We start from the raw sequence: 14922 nt of genomic DNA, 5'->3' as shown, positions 1-14922 counted from the left end.
CCGCCAAATGCGCTAAAAACAGCAAGATATCATCAACACAGAGAAACATTATACCCGGCATATATCGCTGCATGTGCGTAATAAGGGGTTCTTACTGAAGGCCACAAGAGTGAGACAGGGTCAACACCCCCTTCGAGCCAGCGTCAACGCGAGGGCGAATTCAAGACAAATTATAAAAGGGAGATGGTGCTGCAAGAGAGAATTGAACTCTCGACCTCTCCCTTACCAAGGGAGTGCTCTACCACTGAGCTACTGCAGCGTTCCTAGGTGTTTTGACCAGATGTTGACCACCTGATGCGGGGCGGTTTTTTGCATACAGATTTCGAATATGCAAGCGCGATTTTGAAAAAAGGCAACAATTTTGTGAATTTGATGACACCTGTGAAAATCCTACCCGCAAAAAACATCTTCCATAGTGTGTGAGTGCCTTGCCATGTGGCAATAGACCATGGCTTCATAAAAAGCGCATTTCAGCCCTTAAATGGCCTCATTGTGGGCTTTCTTGGCGCACACTTTTGGTATAGAACCTGCCAACAGACAAATTCAATGATCCTTTCATTGCGCACGCATAGCAGAAACCATGTCCTCTAAAGATATCAACACCTCTGGCAAACAGTCCTCCGGCCCCGCCAAGGGCAAGGGCGATGAACGCAAGGCGCGCCTGTCGCAAGCCCTGCGTGACAATCTGAAACGCCGCAAGGCACAGACCCGCGCCAGACGGACGGAAAGTGCGCCTCAGGCACCAACGTCTGCGGGGAGCGAAGACTAGAGGGCTTTGAGCTGCGGCTTGGCTGTTCGGGCCATCCGAATATATCCAGTTTGGATCACCGTGCCAGTTCAACGATAGCCTTTTGCTCATGAGGCAGGATCAGGAAAACAGAATCAGTCCCTTATCGGGTTTTACAAGAATTATCGGTCAGGCAGGCACAACAGGATTGCCCAACAGGCCGACAACAGAAAGAGTTTGAAATGGACGCAATTCGCATTGTAGGCGGCGCAGTATTAAACGGGGAGATTCCCATTTCCGGAGCAAAGAATGCGGCTCTTCCCTTGATGATTGCCTCGCTTCTGACCGATGAGGCGTTGATTCTGGATAACCTGCCGCGCCTTCGCGATGTGCAGCAGCTCCAGCAGATTCTTTCCAACCATGGCGTCAGCTACATGATCGAAGGCAAGCGCCCAGGTCAGGACACCATGGCAGGCCAGACCGTTCATCTTCAGGCCGAGGAAATCATCGATACCTGCGCCCCTTATGATCTGGTTTCCAAGATGCGTGCCAGCTTTTGGGTCATCGGCCCGCTTCTGGCCCGCATGGGCCATTGCTCGGTTTCTCTCCCGGGAGGCTGCGCCATCGGCACCCGTCCGGTCGACTTTTTTATCGACGGACTGGCCGCGCTTGGGGCCAAGATCGAAATCGAGAATGGCTATGTGGTTGCCGATGCGCCCGACGGGCTGGCAGGCGGCGAATACACCTTCCCGCGTATTTCCGTTGGTGCAACCCATACGCTGATGATGGCGGCGACCCTTGCCAAGGGCACCACAACCCTGAAACAGGCCGCCAAGGAGCCCGAAGTGGTGGATCTGGCCGAATGCCTGATTGCCATGGGTGCAAAGATTTCCGGCGCAGGCACCGACACCATCACCATCGAGGGTGTCGAGAAACTGCACGGAGCACGCCACAGCGTTTTGCCAGACCGCATCGAGACCGGCACCTACGCCATGGCCGTGGCGATGACGGGCGGCGATGTTTTGCTCACAGGCGCCCGTGCTGACCTGTTGCAGTCTGCGCTTGACGTTTTGACTCAGACAGGCACCACAGTGGAAGTGAACGACAAGGGCATCCGGATTGCCCGCAACAGCGCCGCCCTGAAGGCGGTCAGTGTTGCAACCGATCCGTTCCCCGGCTTCCCGACTGATCTGCAGGCCCAGTTCATGGCGCTGATGACCATGGCCGAGGGCACCTCGACCATCACGGAAACCATTTTCGAGAATCGCTTCATGCATGTGCAGGAACTGGCGCGTCTGGGTGCCAAAATCTCCCTAGACGGCCAGAAAGCCTATGTCACGGGCGTGGATACGCTGAAGGGCGCTCAGGTCATGGCCACCGATTTGCGTGCGTCGGTCTCGTTGGTGATTGCCGGACTGGTCGCCGAGGGCGAAACCAAGGTGAACCGCGTTTATCACCTTGATCGCGGGTTTGAACGGCTGGAAGACAAACTGGCCGCTTGCGGCGCCACGATTGAGCGTATTTCTGCATAAAGTCATATCTTTAGGGGCGCACAAGGGTGCGCCTCTCTTGCATTTGGCACCTTTCCTGCCTATGTGAATCCCAGAGCGGATGACTGACCCGTCCGCTCCTATCCCCGACAGGGCTCGAATGCGACTTGGGCACTGTCACACGCGTCGGGCCTTGGCGCTCACGCGATCAAGAAGAGAAGCAAAACTGCTTTGAGAACTATGTTGTAAGGAGAGTGCCATGACCATGCTGAAACTCGCCGCTCTGGATTCAGACGACCTGAATGTGCTTTCCAGCCAGACGCAGGATGCTGTGGTCAAGGTTGGTGACATCAATTGGCTCAAGGATGAGGGCCGACTCGTGGTCGCCATGCACCGCTTTGCTTGGGAAGAGGCAATCCGACAACAGCGCCGCGTGTTCGGTTCCAAACCATCCTATGAGCGCCATCAGGCCGTTTTGCATTTCGACCGGGTGACCGGTGTACAAAGCCGCAATATTCGCGTGGCGGCCAAAGATGCCATCCTCAATCTGCTTGCGCTAACCTTCGAGCCCAATGGTGAAGGTCCGGACGGCTTCATTTCCCTGATCTTTGCAGGCGATGCAGAAATACGCCTCAGCGTGGAATGCATTGAAGCCCAGTTGGCAGACACAGGCGCAGCTTGGGAAACCGAGAATCTGCCCGAGCATGAAGCTGCAGAAACTTTCGAACAGCAGGCAGCCTCGCAGGGAAATTAGGCGAGCGGTTACAGCATCTCCTTAAAGCGGGTGCCTTGAGAGCCGTTTAAAGTGGCTCGAAAGCCTTCGATGAAATCACCACTTCTCAAGTTGGTTGGGGCCTCCCCTATCGACGGCTTTGTTGCATCCATCTGCCAGGCTAGGGATCGTCCAGACTGGCAAACGCCAACGCACCTACCTCGGTTAATCTGGCGCTCTCAATCCATTGCATATGCGCGTTTTCCCATATCGGGAGAAATCGCATCGCAGCTATTCGCTTTCATCCATGGCATTTAACAGACTACTTAGTCTATTAAATCAAAAACCAAGGGGAAGCCGTCACGATGACCAATCAACCGATGCCTGCACAGACAAGAAGACCACGGGGTCGCCCACGCAGGGCGCCCGATGATCAACTTGCGCGCAAGGATCTTATCCGGGTTGGTCTGGTCTGCCTCACCGAGCGTGGCTTCACCGATGTCAGCGTTGATGAAATCCTCAAGGCATCGGGCAAGACCAAGGGCACTTTCTATCATCACTTCAAATCAAAGGCCGATTATGGCGAAGCGCTGATAGAGGCCTACAATGCCTATTTCGCCGCCAAACTTCAAAGCTGCTTTTCCGATGAGAGCCTGTCACCACTGGATCGTCTGCGCAAATTTGTCGATGGCGCCGAGGCCGGCATGGCCAAACATGACTTCCGGCGTGGTTGTCTGGTGGGCAATCTCGGTCAGGAAATGGCGGCTCTTACGCCGGATATGTGTGCCCATCTCATTTCGGTCCTCAAGGGCTGGCAGAAGCTTACGGCGGATTGCCTGACGCTTGCCCAGTCCGAGGGCCAAATTGCTCCTGATCAAGCTCCTGAAGCTCTTGCAGAGTTCTTCTGGATCGGTTGGGAGGGCGCGGTGTTGCGCGCCAAACTTGAACGCCGCCCGGAGCCCCTGAGGCATTTTGCGCGCGGCTTCTTCTCACTTCTTACCAACACACCCTTTTCCAATCCTCCATTTCAAACTGAAGGAAAACACAATGTTTGATGCCATTCTGATCGAAAAAGACGACAGCGGCCAGACCGTTAGCAAAAGCCAGGTCACTTTTGAGCCCCTGGCCGAAGGTGAAGTGGCAGTGGACGTCGCCTGGTCAACCCTCAACTACAAGGATGCTCTTGCCATCACCGGCTCTTCGCCTGTCGTGCGCAGCTTCCCGATGGTGCCCGGCATCGACTTTTCCGGTATCGTCAGCGAGAGCCGTCATCCGGACTACAAACCCGGCGACAAGGTCATTCTCAATGGCTGGTCTGTGGGTGAAAAATATTGGGGCGGCCTTGCCAAGCGGGCACAGGTCAATGGCGATTTCCTGATCCCGCTGCCAGCCGGCATTTCCATGCGGCAGGCCATGGCCATCGGCACCGCTGGCTACACAGCGATGCTGTGCGTGCTGGCACTGGAAACTAACGGTGTGACCCCTGATGTGGGCGAAGTGCTGGTCACCGGCGCAACTGGCGGCGTGGGCAGCGTTGCCGTCGCTCTGCTGGCCGCCAAGGGCTACAATGTGGTCGCCGTAACGGGGCGGGCCAGCGAAAGTGACTATCTCAAGGGCCTGGGCGCAAGCTCTATTCTGGATCGTGAAGAGCTTAGCGGCAAGCCACGTCCACTCAACAAGGAACGCTGGGCAGCTGCCATTGACGTGGCAGGCGGACAGGTTCTGGCCAACCTGCTCTCCATGATCAAATATGGCGGCACCGTCGCTGCTTGCGGTCTGGCAAACAGCATGGATCTGCCCACTACGGTGGCGCCATTCATCCTGCGCGGCGTAACGCTTAAAGGCGTCGACAGCGTCATGGCACCAAAGGCGGCCCGTCAGGCGGCATGGGCGCAGCTTGCAACCGATCTCGACAAGGAAAAACTTGAAGCCATCATCAAGACGGTGGAGTTTGAAGATGTCATCGACGTGGCTCCACAGTTCCTTGAAGGCAAGATCCGCGGACGCGTCGTCGTTCCGGTTTCCCCCGAACTGGTCTAAGCAAAGTCGTCTGCACAGCGGGTCGCCGTTGAGCTATCCGGTTTGATCTTATCTGATCGCAGACAGACAAAAAATAGCCCCGCATCATATGCCTGATGCGGGGCTTTTCATTGCTTTTTTGCTTTGTTTAATATCCAGAGGGATGCAAAAGAGGGTTATTCTTCGCCTTCTTCTTCGCCGGTAGACATGAATTTGGCGCTGTAGGTTTTCTCGCCAAGGCGTTCAATCAGGTCGAGCTGCAGCTCAAGCCATGCCTTATGGCCTTCTTCGTCAATGACGATTTCTTCGAACAGGGCCTTGGAGCCAATGTCGCCCACTTCATAAGCTTCCTTGGATGCCTTGGTGTAGGTCTGGATCGCATTTTCCTCATCGGCGAGGTCTGCCTTGAACAGCTCAACCAGCGAGTCATGTAGCACAGGAGATTTTTCAAACGCCAACTCAGGCGTGCCTTTCAAAAACAGGACCCGTTCAATGAAGCGATCGGAATGACCCCATTCTTCGCGCATTTCTTCGCGCATCTGATTGGCAAGTTTGCCCAGACCCCAATCGTCCAGACGTTGCGCATTGAGCTGATACTGATGAGCGGCGCTCATTTCCATTTGCAGGGCTGTGTTGAGATTCTCAATGGTCTTGTCGTTTGACATATTGTGATCCTTTCATTTACAGGCGCGATTGCGTCAATCCTAACTTCTATTTGAGATAGATAGCGCCGCTTTCAAGGTCTCTAAAATGGTTTCAATCAAATTCTCACTGATTAATTTTCTTAGTTATTTAATTATCAAAAATTAATACTACAAAATACTTAGATAAACTCCCTTAAATTCTTATTTCTAAATTTCTGACCCTTATTGCGTTCCCTTGTTAGACCTGCCAATTGCGTTTTCTGACCTTTACACAACCAGATACAACTTTTCTGATAGGCGTCACATTCTGGCCCATCAAACGGTTTATTTAACCTTTTGTTAACCATCTTGATTAACCATAAAATGTAGCTTTTCTGCCATTGTAGGCCTCTTTGCCTCTTTTCTATGTTTTAGAGATAGGTGGAATTCTTAACAGACAACATCTGGGGAGATAGGATGCCCAAATATATTTCAATCCGGCCACATCTACTGAACGAAACCGAAATCGAATCCGTTATCCTGCATTCCGGCATGGACCCGCATGACAGAGGCCTCATTGTCGACTTCCTCGTTGAGAATTATGCTGTTGATCTGGACCTTCTGGCATCTGTTTTCTCACATTTCGAGTGTGACAGTCTTCAATCCATCCCCATGCAGGAAGCTGCCTGACACGACCCGACGGTCCTTTTCTTTGCCTTTATCAAGCCCATCGCCATAGCGTGGACGTTTGGATTTAGCGCGCTGAATTTTCCGCATTGCTTCTTGCCTTCAAGCATCAGACCTCTTGCGCTGCGAGCAGTTCTCCCCGCCTACTCGCATACGCGCCCTTCCCCTTGATGGCTCCTCCCCTTAAAAATCCTTTCCGCCAGCCTGCTGCAATAAGAAAAATTCTTTCGTTGTGCGGCCTGCAAAAATCCTTCATTGATCTTACCTTAAGGTGACGTTTGCAATCTCAGTTCGTTTCCGCTCTTGTTGCGTGTGAAACGGGGCAATTTTTCGGAGAAATTCATATGATCGACCCAAAGAAACTGTCTGATTATCCCATTACGAAGCGGTGGCCAGCGCAGAATCCGGATGTGATCCAGCTTTATTCCTACCCGACTCCCAACGGCGTGAAAGTATCCATTGCGCTGGAAGAAATGGGATTGCCCTATGAAGCGCACAAGGTGACGCTTTCAGACGCGGATGTGAAAAGCGAAGAATTCCTGTCTCTGAACCCCAACAACAAGATCCCGGCCATCATCGATCCGGTCGGCCCGGACGGTGATCCCATCGGCCTGTTCGAAACAGGCGCCATTCTGCTTTATCTATCAGACAAGACAGGTAAGTTCATCGGCGCAACAGAGCGGGATCGCGCCAAGATCATCCAGTGGCTGATGTTCCAGATGGGCGGTATTGGCCCAATGTTCGGCCAGCTCGGTTTCTTCGTGAAGTTCAAGGGCGCCGAAATTGAAGATCCACGCCCGCGCGAGCGCTATATTGCAGAAACCAAACGCCTGTTGAATGTCCTCGATGGTGTGCTGGCTGACCGCGACTGGATCGCTGGTGACTATTCCATTGCCGACATCGCGATTGCCCCTTGGCTGCGCCCGATCGGCGGCATTTATGAAGCTACAGATCTGGTCGATTTCGACAGCTACACCAATGTGGTTGATTATCTCAAGCGTTTCATGGATCGTCCGGCAGTGCAAAAAGGCATCAATATTCCGTCTCGGGACTAACCCGCGCCGCGAGGGCTTTTGGCCCACGTCCATTTTTTCTATCCGCCAGCTCTCATAGACCTTAGGTCTTTTGGGTCTGGCGGATTTTTCCTGTTTAAGAGAGGCCCGCTCAGGGTTAGGCGACCTGCTCCAGATCGTCATTGTCTGGCAGGATAACCCGGTTCTTGCCCTGCTGCTTGGCTGCATACATATGCAGATCCGCCTGACCGAACAGGGCCTGAAAATCATGAGCACTGCTGGTGAAGGCTAGCCCGATGCTCACCGATAGGTCATGGGTAACGCCTTCTCGGGGCTTAAAGGTCATCGCTTCAACGGCAGTGCGGATACATTCCGCAACCGAGCGGGCCGTTTTGAGATCTGTCGGCTGAAGAAAGACCGAGAATTCCTCGCCCCCCATGCGTGCAAGCAAGGCATCTTGCGGCGTGGCGCTAGAGATGGTTTCGGCAATCATCTTAAGGGCTTCATCCCCGACCAGATGCCCAAAGCTGTCATTGATTTGTTTGAAATTATCGACGTCGATGCACAGGATGGCCCCTTTATCGGTCCGTTCGCATTGCTCGTTGACCGCCTGCACAAAATAGCGTCGGTTCAGGAACCCGGTCATGAAATCGAAACGCGCCTGCTTTTCCAATTCTCCATTCAGCGTTTCAAGCTGGCCGTGCGCCTCTTTGAGATCAGCCAGGGCCACGTTGAGCTTACGCCTCTGGCTATCAATGAAGAAGGTAATCGGCAGACCGGCGAGAATGGGAACAAGCGCTGCGATAATCAAACCGGCGCGCGGTATATTGCCAAACATGAAATGCATCAGGATGGCGGTTGAAAGCACGGAAACCACGATCGAAGCAAGTGTAATAACGCACAGACGCAACAGACGCTTTTTCATTTCAAACAGAGTTCCCCCAAGAACTATTGCGCGCTATTTTAAGCAAATTGGTATAAAGACGTATTAACGCAAACGAACAAAACCGTCCAGAACCATAAATATTCACGATGACCCTAAACTCTGACAGTATCCGTAAGATGCGCACTCGCCGACAGGTTGCAAGATGCAAGCTTAGAAACTCAAAACCATACCTATATAGACAACTGGATAATTCATTTATAAAAACTATCGTTTTTATATTTGTTCTAAACTTCTAACCCGAGGCCGTGAATCAAAGGTTATTAAGAAGCCACATAAAATGCTGTTTTGGGGAACGCATCGGAAATGTCAGATTATGCAGCAATGAAAAGCGGGAAAGATAGCTAGGCTGATAGCCATCGACGCAGCAGGCGGTCCGCAAGGCGATGCAATAGCAATGTCATGGCTACGATGACAACCAGAGCAGCGAACATCAGGGCGATGCGCGAGCGCGCATTTGCCATGAGCATCAGATAGCCCAGTCCCTTGGATGCGCCGATCCACTCTCCGATCACGGCTCCCGTGGGGGCATAGGTTATGGCAATGCGTATGCTTGCTGCGAGCTGCGGCAAAGCATGGGGGAAGCGCAACCAGATGAGTTCACGCCAGCGGCTTGCCTTGGCTATGCGGGCCATATCAAGGCTTTGCTGTGGTGTTGCCAGCATCCCGTCCAGCAGGCCCGAGGCAATCGGGAAGAACACCAGCAGAATGGTCATGATGATCTTGGGCGCCAACCCGTAGCCGAACCACAGGGTCAGAATGGGGGCCAGCACAAACACCGGAATGGCCTGAGAAGCATTGAGCACCGGCCTGAGATTAAGGCGCACAATCGGCGACAGCATCATGAGTATCGCAGTGCCAACACCGAGAAGCGCTCCTATGACAAAGCCATAGGCCACCTCTTCCAGCGTTATCAGACTGTGAGTGAGCAGTAAGGCCCGATCGGTCCATAGGGTACCAGCGACTTCGAGTGGACCGGGCAGGATAAAGGCAGGCTGCAACCCGGCAGAGACGCCCCCCTGCCAGAGTGCAATCAGCGCCAGAGGAATCATCAGCTTTCTCATTCACACATTCTCTCTCTTGCTGACATTTGTGCAGGTGAACCAATTCATGGTCAGGCGCTTTCCCTGATGTCGTCCAGAAGGCGGGCTGTTGTTGCCAGCAGAGCAGGATCAGCCAGATCATGAGGTTTGGTTCCTGCCAAGGGCTCGAGCGGCTGCAACTGGTGGTCTTCAAGACCCCAGATGGTCTGGCAAAGACGCAGGGCCTCTGCCGGATCGTGGGTGACAAGCACAACCGTGCGTCCAGCAAACTGATCGAAGGCCAGATCCTGCATAGTCGCCCGCGTGGCCGGGTCAAGCGCCGAGAAGGGTTCATCCAGCAGAATCAATTCGGCATCGCTCATCAGCGTGCGCGCAAGGGCAACCCGCTGTCTCTGTCCGCCGGAAAGGGCCGATGGCTTGCGGCTCTCCAAGCCCGAAAGCCCAACGGCGGCCAGCAGGTCGCGGGCGCGATTGCGATCTGGCTTGCGTCCTGCCAGCATTTCAATCAGCATGACATTCTGCAGAACCGAGAGGCGCGGCTGCATGAGATCGGATTGCGCCATCCAGCCGATACGCTCGGCTCCCCTTCGGGTACCTTTAAGCTCGGCTTCACAGTCGAGCCCACCCAGAAGCCGCAAAAGCGTCGACTTGCCCGACCCGGAAGGGCCGAGCAAGGCTGTCCAGCCTGCCTGAAGCGACAGCGTGAAAGGGGCAATCAACGTTTCCCCATCCAGCAGGATCGTTCCAGACAGGCCGTAAGGATCCACTTCGGCCACACTATTCGCCGGATAGATCATGGGTGATGCCATCGAGCGGTGGAGTGGCCTCAATCATACCGATTTCATTGAGATAAGCGCCAAAGGCTTCATACCGAGCCTTGTCCAACGCCATCGGCTTGACCGAGAATTTGGGATAGGTATCAAACCATGCATCATGATTGAGCTGATCATCCAACTCGGCCGCATAGCCTTTGAATTCTTCCCAGGTGCCTTCGGGGTCTTTGGCGATCTCTTCAGCAGCACGGGCCGTCACCTTGAGGAAGGTCTTGATCGCGCTGAAATCCGTGCGGTCTGCAGCGGTTTCATAGATCAGCTCTTCATAGACCGGTACGCCATGCTCCTCTGGGAAGAAGCATTTTCCCTTGCGCCCGACCATGGCCATCTGGTGCAGTTCGAAATTGCGGAAGGCACCGCCAACGGCGTCCACCTTGCCTGCGGCCAACGCAGACGTCAGGGCGAAATTGACATTGACCTGTTCCACCTCATCGGGCTCGACACCGTTGGTGCGCAACATGCGATGCATCAGGGCTTCCTCGATGCCGGGAACGGAAAAGCCGACACGCCCCCCCTTGAGATCGGCAAGGCTTTTAACCGGCCCATCTGCATCCACCATGATGCAGTAGAGCGGGCTATCGATCAGCGAACCAACCCGCACCACAGGCAGGCCTTCCTTATGCTGCAGATAGAGCTGGGGCTGGTAGGAGACCCCCAGATCAACTTCACCGGCTGCAGCCATCTTTGGAGGATCAGACGGATCGGCGGGGGCGATGATTTCAACATCCAGCCCGGCTTCCTTGAAATATCCCCGTTGCTTGGCAACGATGATCGGGCCGTGATCGGGGTTTACAAACCAGTCGAGCATAACCGAGAAAGGAGTACCGGCGGATGCGGGCAGAGTGAGGCCAGCAAGCATAAGGGCCGCTGCGAAGCTTTTGATCGGAAAACGAGACATGGGTTACGTCCTCAGCATGAAAAAGTGATCTGTCGGGCCATGACCTGATCCGACATCGAGATTGGCACTGCCTTCAATCGCTTTGGAGATGTAGGCTTTGGCGGCTTTGGCAGCAGCAAAACTATCCCCGGTGAGCGCCAGTTGGGTGGCCAGCGCAGAGGACAGGGAGCAGCCAGTGCCGTGGGTGTTTTTGGTTTCGATGCGCGGGGCAGAAATCCATTCGCGCTGATCGGCAGACAAGAACAGATCCGGGCTGTCTTTGGCCATCAAATGACCGCCCTTGAGGTAAACCACCTTAGGTCCGAGAGCGATGAGCGCTTCTGCCTGATCCTGCATGTCATCAGCATTGCGCGCCTCCATCGTGCCCAGAAGATCCGCCGCTTCAGGCAAATTCGGCGTGATGAGCGTTGCCATGGGCACGAGAACACGTCGCACAGCGTCAACGGCTTCCTCATTGAGCAGGCGAGAGCCGCCCTTGGCGACCATCACGGGATCGAGCACGATGGGCGCGGAACAATCCTTGAGGACTTGACCAACGGCCTCGACCGCCTTGGACGTGCCCAGCATGCCGATCTTGATGGCATCGACGCGAATATCTGACAGAATGGCCTCGATCTGCGCGACGATGAAATCCGGCTCGCTCGGCACCCAGCCGCTCACCCCTTGGGTATTTTGTGCCGTCATGGCGGCGATCACCGCCATGGCATAGCCACCATTGGCCGATATGGCCTTAAGGTCAGCCTGAATGCCCGCCCCGCCCGACGGATCGGAACCGGCAATCGAGAGAATATTCGGGATCATGCGGCCTCCCAGGCGTCGACCAGTTCAAGAGTTGCCGCTTCAGGGTCTGGCGCTTGCGAAATAGCTGAGACGATGGCAAGACCGGCGCAGCCTTCCGCCTTGACGCGAGGAATGTCTGCCAGTTTGACGCCACCGATGCCAACACATGGGAATGGTGCGGCGCGCGCAATCCGCCCCATGGTTTCCAGCCCGATCGGAGTGGCATGGTTTTTCTTGGAAAGCGTCGCACGAACCGGCCCGCAGCCGATATAATCGAGCGTGCCTTCAGGTAGTGCTGCCGCGATGGCCAGCTGGTCTTCATTCTCGATGGACAGCCCCAAAATCTTGTCCGGCCCCAGCGCCTTGCGCATGGCGACAGGATCACCGTCGGACTGGCCCATATGCAGGCCAGCGGCTCCGCTCTCGAGCGCCACATTGATGCGATCATTGATGATGAAGGGCACGCCATAGTCTTGAGCCAGCTTGTTAAGGCGCGTAGCCTGCGCGATCAAAACGTCATCAGGCGCAGTCTTGTCGCGCAGCTGAATGATGGACGCCCCACCCTTTAACGCAGCGAGCACGAGGGAATCGTCAGGATTGTGAGGGGTTACGAAATAGACGGAGAGATTCATGATTCCTGTATCCTTGCAGCATCGGAAAGCTGATCGGGGGTGATGGTGTAAAGCGCGTCAATGAAGGCAGTGGCAAAAGACCCCGGCGCGGAGGTGGTTTCTGCGGCGAGCTGTCCGGCGAGCCCGTAATAGGCGATGGCCGCAGTCGTGGCTTCCAGATGAGGCTTGCCCACAATGAAGGAGGCGATCACGCCATTGAGCGTGCAGCCAAGCGCGGTGACGAGTGGCATCATGGCATGGCCATTGTCCACTCGATAGGCGCGTGTACCATCGGTGATCAAATCTTGTGGGCCGGTTACGGCCACGATGCCACCGGTAGACGCGGCCAGTGCACGGGCACCGGCTTCTGCTTCGGTTACGCTGTCAGCGCTATCGGCGCCTTTGCCTTTGGTCATTTCGCCACAAACGGCGAGAATCTCAGAGGCATTGCCGCGAATGACGGAGGGTTTCAGTGCCAGAAGAGCCGAGGAGGTTTCCCGGCGAAAGGCCGTTGCGCCCGCCGCGACCGGGTCAAGCACCCAAGGGGTATCGTTTTCATTGGCGCTTTCAGCGGCAACGATCATCCCGCGCACCCAGTCAGTGGAGAGCGTGCCGATATTGATCGTCAAAGCGGACGCAAGCGCAGCGAACTCCCCTGCCTCCTCTTCTGCATGAAGCATGGCCGGTGACGCACCCGACGCGAGCAGCGCGTTGGCCATGACATTCATGGCGACATAGTTGGTGATATTCTGGATAAGCGGCGCATTGGCGCGCATATGAGAGAGATAGTGGCCCCAGTCGGTCATTCTTCGCTCCTACTGAGGCGGAAGAATTGACATCGGGTCTGAGTGGAAACCATCGGGCTCCCTTGGGACCTAAAGCGCAACTTCCTCCGCCAGTATGATCTGGTTCAGGTTCGAAGGGTTCATCTCAGCCCGGTCTCCCGGACGCCCCTGTTACACGCTCGATTTAAACGTAATTTGCGATCGATTACCAGTGGCCACCTGCACATTCCCCCTTATGCCAGCAAGAAAAACCTGCGTACCAGAGGCCCAGACACACTGCAAAAACCGGATTTTCCACCACCCATCGTATTGAAATAAAATATAAATTCATTTATGAGACGACTTACCGTTCAATAAAATCTCTCTTGTGTACAAGCTCTCTCAGGGGAGGTGAGCTATGAGCATGCACCCTTCTGTTTATTTGACGAGAGTTACAGGCTCTGTGAGATTTCCGAAATAAATGTACCAAGCCACTTTCCATATCATCAATAACAAAATAATGTTGTCTTTATACTTCGCTACTTTATAATAATTCTGTTTTTTAAAATATTGACGGAAATTTTTGAAAGTACTCAAGAATATTTTACGGGTAAAAAAATACTATTCACTCGTAACACTATTTATTTTTGCAAGGCAAAACACACGCATGAAGCATACCGATAAAATTCCCCTAGACGATATGCAACGCACCAAGATTCGCGTGCTCAAGCAGCTTTTGACGCAAAATCCTGATCTTGTCGAACAGTATGAGCAGGCCAAGAAAATTGTACGAGTCTTTCGACGACCCGCTTTCTATGAAATGTCGACACGCTGTAACTTGCGCTGCGAGGGATGTTATTTCTTCGACAGAGAACAGCAGAACCCACATGATGAAGAACAAGATCTTTCGGTCTGGGACAGTTTTTTCGCAGCAGAAGCAGAGCGAGGCGTCTCCATGGGCTACTTCGTGGGGGCAGAACCTTCCCTTGAGCAAGAACGCCTGAAAGTGGCCGCGCGTTACATCAGATATGGCAATGTGGGGACAAACGGAAGCGTGTTCATCTCCCGCGAGATCCCCTTCAAGATCGGTATTGCCCTGTGGGGAAGCGACGACGCTATGGACCGTCGCATGCGGGGAGCCAGCGTCTTTCGCAAGGCTCTGAAAAATTATGCCGAAGACCCGCGCGCAATTTTTTTATTTACAGTGAATGCATGGAATTTCGATCAATGTGAAACCGCAGTCCAATTATGTCAGGATGCCGGTGTTCCCATTACCTTCAATCTGTTTTCGCCAACCAAGTCTCTGCTCCACAAACTGGGCGAGGCGGCTCCCAATGACAATGAGTTTTTCAGAGTCAGCCGACCGGAGAAGAACCCATGTATCGAGGCCGAACATCTCAAGCCGATAAGGAATACCCTGGCCCGCCTGATCGATGCTTATCCGGAGACCGTCGTTTACTCCCACGCCTACAACAAATGGTCCACATCACCGGGGCCATTATACAGCATTGATGAGCGAACAGGCATCGCTGAGGATTGTCACTCACGCATCAGAGACCCTATGAACTATTATACATCAGCCCTTGAAAAGGTCGGCGTGAAATGCTGCACACATGAAATCGATTGTCAGCACTGCCGCATGTATTCCGCAGGCTGGTCAAGCAAATTCGAACCAAGCTTGAAAGACCTGCAATCCAGAAACAGCTTTTGCGACTGGATGGAAATGATCAGTGTTCTGTCTGATATATTTGTCTACTGAAATGAAGTCACGTCTTCCCC

Annotated in this window: 16 protein-coding genes, 1 tRNA gene and 1 riboswitch; of the genes, 8 read left to right on the top strand and 9 right to left on the bottom strand. The window is 54.0% G+C overall.

What is annotated here, in order from left to right; genetic code table 11:
- Positions 1–184: 184 nt before the first annotated feature.
- Positions 185–259: transfer RNA gene (locus BM258_RS06455), tRNA-Thr, on the bottom strand.
- 321 nt (positions 260–580) lie between these two features.
- Here BM258_RS06455 and BM258_RS06450 point away from each other — a divergent pair.
- The 5 genes from BM258_RS06450 (at position 581) to acuI (ending at position 4969) form a co-directional block, all read left to right on the top strand.
- The gene (locus BM258_RS06450) at positions 581–769 is read left to right on the top strand and encodes a hypothetical protein (RefSeq protein WP_090070206.1); all 189 of its coding nucleotides are present in this window, start codon (positions 581–583) and stop codon (positions 767–769) included.
- Between the two features lie 200 nt (positions 770–969).
- The gene (gene murA / locus BM258_RS06445; RefSeq protein WP_090070203.1) at positions 970–2259 is read left to right on the top strand and encodes a UDP-N-acetylglucosamine 1-carboxyvinyltransferase; all 1290 of its coding nucleotides are present in this window, start codon (positions 970–972) and stop codon (positions 2257–2259) included.
- A 217-nt stretch (positions 2260–2476) separates the two neighbouring features.
- On the top strand, positions 2477–2971 hold the full coding sequence (locus tag BM258_RS06440) for a DUF2948 family protein (protein ID WP_090070200.1): 495 nt from the start codon (positions 2477–2479) through the stop codon (positions 2969–2971).
- Between the two features lie 323 nt (positions 2972–3294).
- Positions 3295–3984, top strand: a complete 690-nt coding sequence (acuR, locus tag BM258_RS06435) for an acrylate utilization transcriptional regulator AcuR (protein ID WP_090070197.1) — start codon at positions 3295–3297, stop codon at positions 3982–3984.
- Complete coding sequence (gene acuI / locus BM258_RS06430; RefSeq protein ID WP_090070194.1) at positions 3977–4969, top strand: acrylyl-CoA reductase (NADPH); 993 nt, start codon at positions 3977–3979, stop codon at positions 4967–4969. Before acuR ends, acuI begins: the two co-directional genes overlap by 8 nt.
- A gap of 155 nt (positions 4970–5124) precedes the next feature.
- Here acuI and BM258_RS06425 read toward each other — a convergent pair whose 3' ends face one another.
- Positions 5125–5613: a bacterioferritin gene (locus tag BM258_RS06425; protein ID WP_090070191.1), complete on the bottom strand. Its 489-nt coding sequence runs from the start codon at positions 5611–5613 to the stop codon at positions 5125–5127.
- Positions 5614–6048: 435 nt separating this feature from the next.
- Between BM258_RS06425 and BM258_RS06420 the strand changes: the two genes are divergently transcribed.
- Complete coding sequence (locus tag BM258_RS06420) at positions 6049–6261, top strand: hypothetical protein (protein ID WP_090070188.1); 213 nt, start codon at positions 6049–6051, stop codon at positions 6259–6261.
- 341 nt (positions 6262–6602) lie between these two features.
- Positions 6603–7313, top strand: a complete 711-nt coding sequence (locus BM258_RS06415) for a glutathione S-transferase family protein (RefSeq protein ID WP_090070186.1) — start codon at positions 6603–6605, stop codon at positions 7311–7313.
- A gap of 115 nt (positions 7314–7428) precedes the next feature.
- Here the strand turns inward: BM258_RS06415 and BM258_RS06410 are convergent, their stop codons facing one another.
- From BM258_RS06410 to thiM, 7 genes are all read right to left on the bottom strand, one after another.
- Positions 7429–8196, bottom strand: coding sequence for a GGDEF domain-containing protein (locus tag BM258_RS06410; protein WP_090070183.1), 768 nt, complete (start codon positions 8194–8196; stop codon positions 7429–7431).
- 362 nt (positions 8197–8558) lie between these two features.
- On the bottom strand, positions 8559–9278 hold the full coding sequence (locus BM258_RS06405; RefSeq protein WP_090070180.1) for an ABC transporter permease: 720 nt from the start codon (positions 9276–9278) through the stop codon (positions 8559–8561).
- A gap of 50 nt (positions 9279–9328) precedes the next feature.
- The gene (locus tag BM258_RS06400; protein WP_090070177.1) at positions 9329–10054 is read right to left on the bottom strand and encodes an ABC transporter ATP-binding protein; all 726 of its coding nucleotides are present in this window, start codon (positions 10052–10054) and stop codon (positions 9329–9331) included.
- Positions 10035–10988: an ABC transporter substrate-binding protein gene (locus tag BM258_RS06395; protein WP_090070174.1), complete on the bottom strand. Its 954-nt coding sequence runs from the start codon at positions 10986–10988 to the stop codon at positions 10035–10037. Before BM258_RS06395 ends, BM258_RS06400 begins: the two co-directional genes overlap by 20 nt.
- A gap of 3 nt (positions 10989–10991) precedes the next feature.
- Positions 10992–11789 carry a bifunctional hydroxymethylpyrimidine kinase/phosphomethylpyrimidine kinase gene (thiD, locus tag BM258_RS06390; protein ID WP_090070171.1) on the bottom strand — a complete coding sequence of 266 codons (798 nt, stop codon included), beginning with the start codon at positions 11787–11789 and terminating at the stop codon, positions 10992–10994.
- A complete protein-coding gene (thiE, locus tag BM258_RS06385) occupies positions 11786–12400 on the bottom strand; it encodes a thiamine phosphate synthase (RefSeq protein ID WP_090070169.1) in 615 nt (204 codons plus the stop codon). Before thiE ends, thiD begins: the two co-directional genes overlap by 4 nt.
- Positions 12397–13185: a hydroxyethylthiazole kinase gene (gene thiM, locus BM258_RS06380; protein ID WP_090070168.1), complete on the bottom strand. Its 789-nt coding sequence runs from the start codon at positions 13183–13185 to the stop codon at positions 12397–12399. The genes thiE and thiM overlap by 4 nt, the downstream gene beginning before the upstream one ends.
- A gap of 64 nt (positions 13186–13249) precedes the next feature.
- A riboswitch (TPP riboswitch) is annotated at positions 13250–13344 on the bottom strand.
- A 382-nt stretch (positions 13345–13726) separates the two neighbouring features.
- Here thiM and BM258_RS06375 point away from each other — a divergent pair.
- Entirely contained in the window at positions 13727–14902 is a 1176-nt protein-coding gene (locus BM258_RS06375) for a hypothetical protein (protein ID WP_139229213.1), read from the top strand.
- Positions 14903–14922 lie beyond the last annotated feature (20 nt).

It is taken from the genome of Cohaesibacter marisflavi, from assembly GCF_900115225.1.
In the GTDB taxonomy this organism is placed as follows: Bacteria; Pseudomonadota; Alphaproteobacteria; order Rhizobiales; family Cohaesibacteraceae; genus Cohaesibacter; species Cohaesibacter marisflavi.
This window is presented reverse-complemented; position numbering and strand designations above follow the sequence as displayed.

Excerpts from the sequence above, each read along its gene's own strand:
- BM258_RS06410 (WP_090070183.1), bottom strand. The coding sequence starts at position 8,196 with ATGAAAAAGCGTCTGTTGCGTCTGTGCGTTATTACACTTGCTTCGATC.
- BM258_RS06450 (WP_090070206.1), top strand. The coding sequence starts at position 581 with ATGTCCTCTAAAGATATCAACACCTCTGGCAAACAGTCCTCCGGCCCC.
- acuR (WP_090070197.1), top strand. The coding sequence starts at position 3,295 with ATGACCAATCAACCGATGCCTGCACAGACAAGAAGACCACGGGGTCGC.
- BM258_RS06400 (WP_090070177.1), bottom strand. The coding sequence starts at position 10,054 with ATGATCTATCCGGCGAATAGTGTGGCCGAAGTGGATCCTTACGGCCTG.
- BM258_RS06440 (WP_090070200.1), top strand. The coding sequence starts at position 2,477 with ATGACCATGCTGAAACTCGCCGCTCTGGATTCAGACGACCTGAATGTG.
- BM258_RS06420 (WP_090070188.1), top strand. The coding sequence starts at position 6,049 with ATGCCCAAATATATTTCAATCCGGCCACATCTACTGAACGAAACCGAA.
- thiD (WP_090070171.1), bottom strand. The coding sequence starts at position 11,789 with ATGATCCCGAATATTCTCTCGATTGCCGGTTCCGATCCGTCGGGCGGG.
- BM258_RS06405 (WP_090070180.1), bottom strand. The coding sequence starts at position 9,278 with ATGAGAAAGCTGATGATTCCTCTGGCGCTGATTGCACTCTGGCAGGGG.
- thiM (WP_090070168.1), bottom strand. The coding sequence starts at position 13,185 with ATGACCGACTGGGGCCACTATCTCTCTCATATGCGCGCCAATGCGCCG.
- BM258_RS06395 (WP_090070174.1), bottom strand. The coding sequence starts at position 10,988 with ATGTCTCGTTTTCCGATCAAAAGCTTCGCAGCGGCCCTTATGCTTGCT.
- murA (WP_090070203.1), top strand. The coding sequence starts at position 970 with ATGGACGCAATTCGCATTGTAGGCGGCGCAGTATTAAACGGGGAGATT.
- BM258_RS06415 (WP_090070186.1), top strand. The coding sequence starts at position 6,603 with ATGATCGACCCAAAGAAACTGTCTGATTATCCCATTACGAAGCGGTGG.
- thiE (WP_090070169.1), bottom strand. The coding sequence starts at position 12,400 with ATGAATCTCTCCGTCTATTTCGTAACCCCTCACAATCCTGACGATTCC.
- BM258_RS06425 (WP_090070191.1), bottom strand. The coding sequence starts at position 5,613 with ATGTCAAACGACAAGACCATTGAGAATCTCAACACAGCCCTGCAAATG.
- acuI (WP_090070194.1), top strand. The coding sequence starts at position 3,977 with ATGTTTGATGCCATTCTGATCGAAAAAGACGACAGCGGCCAGACCGTT.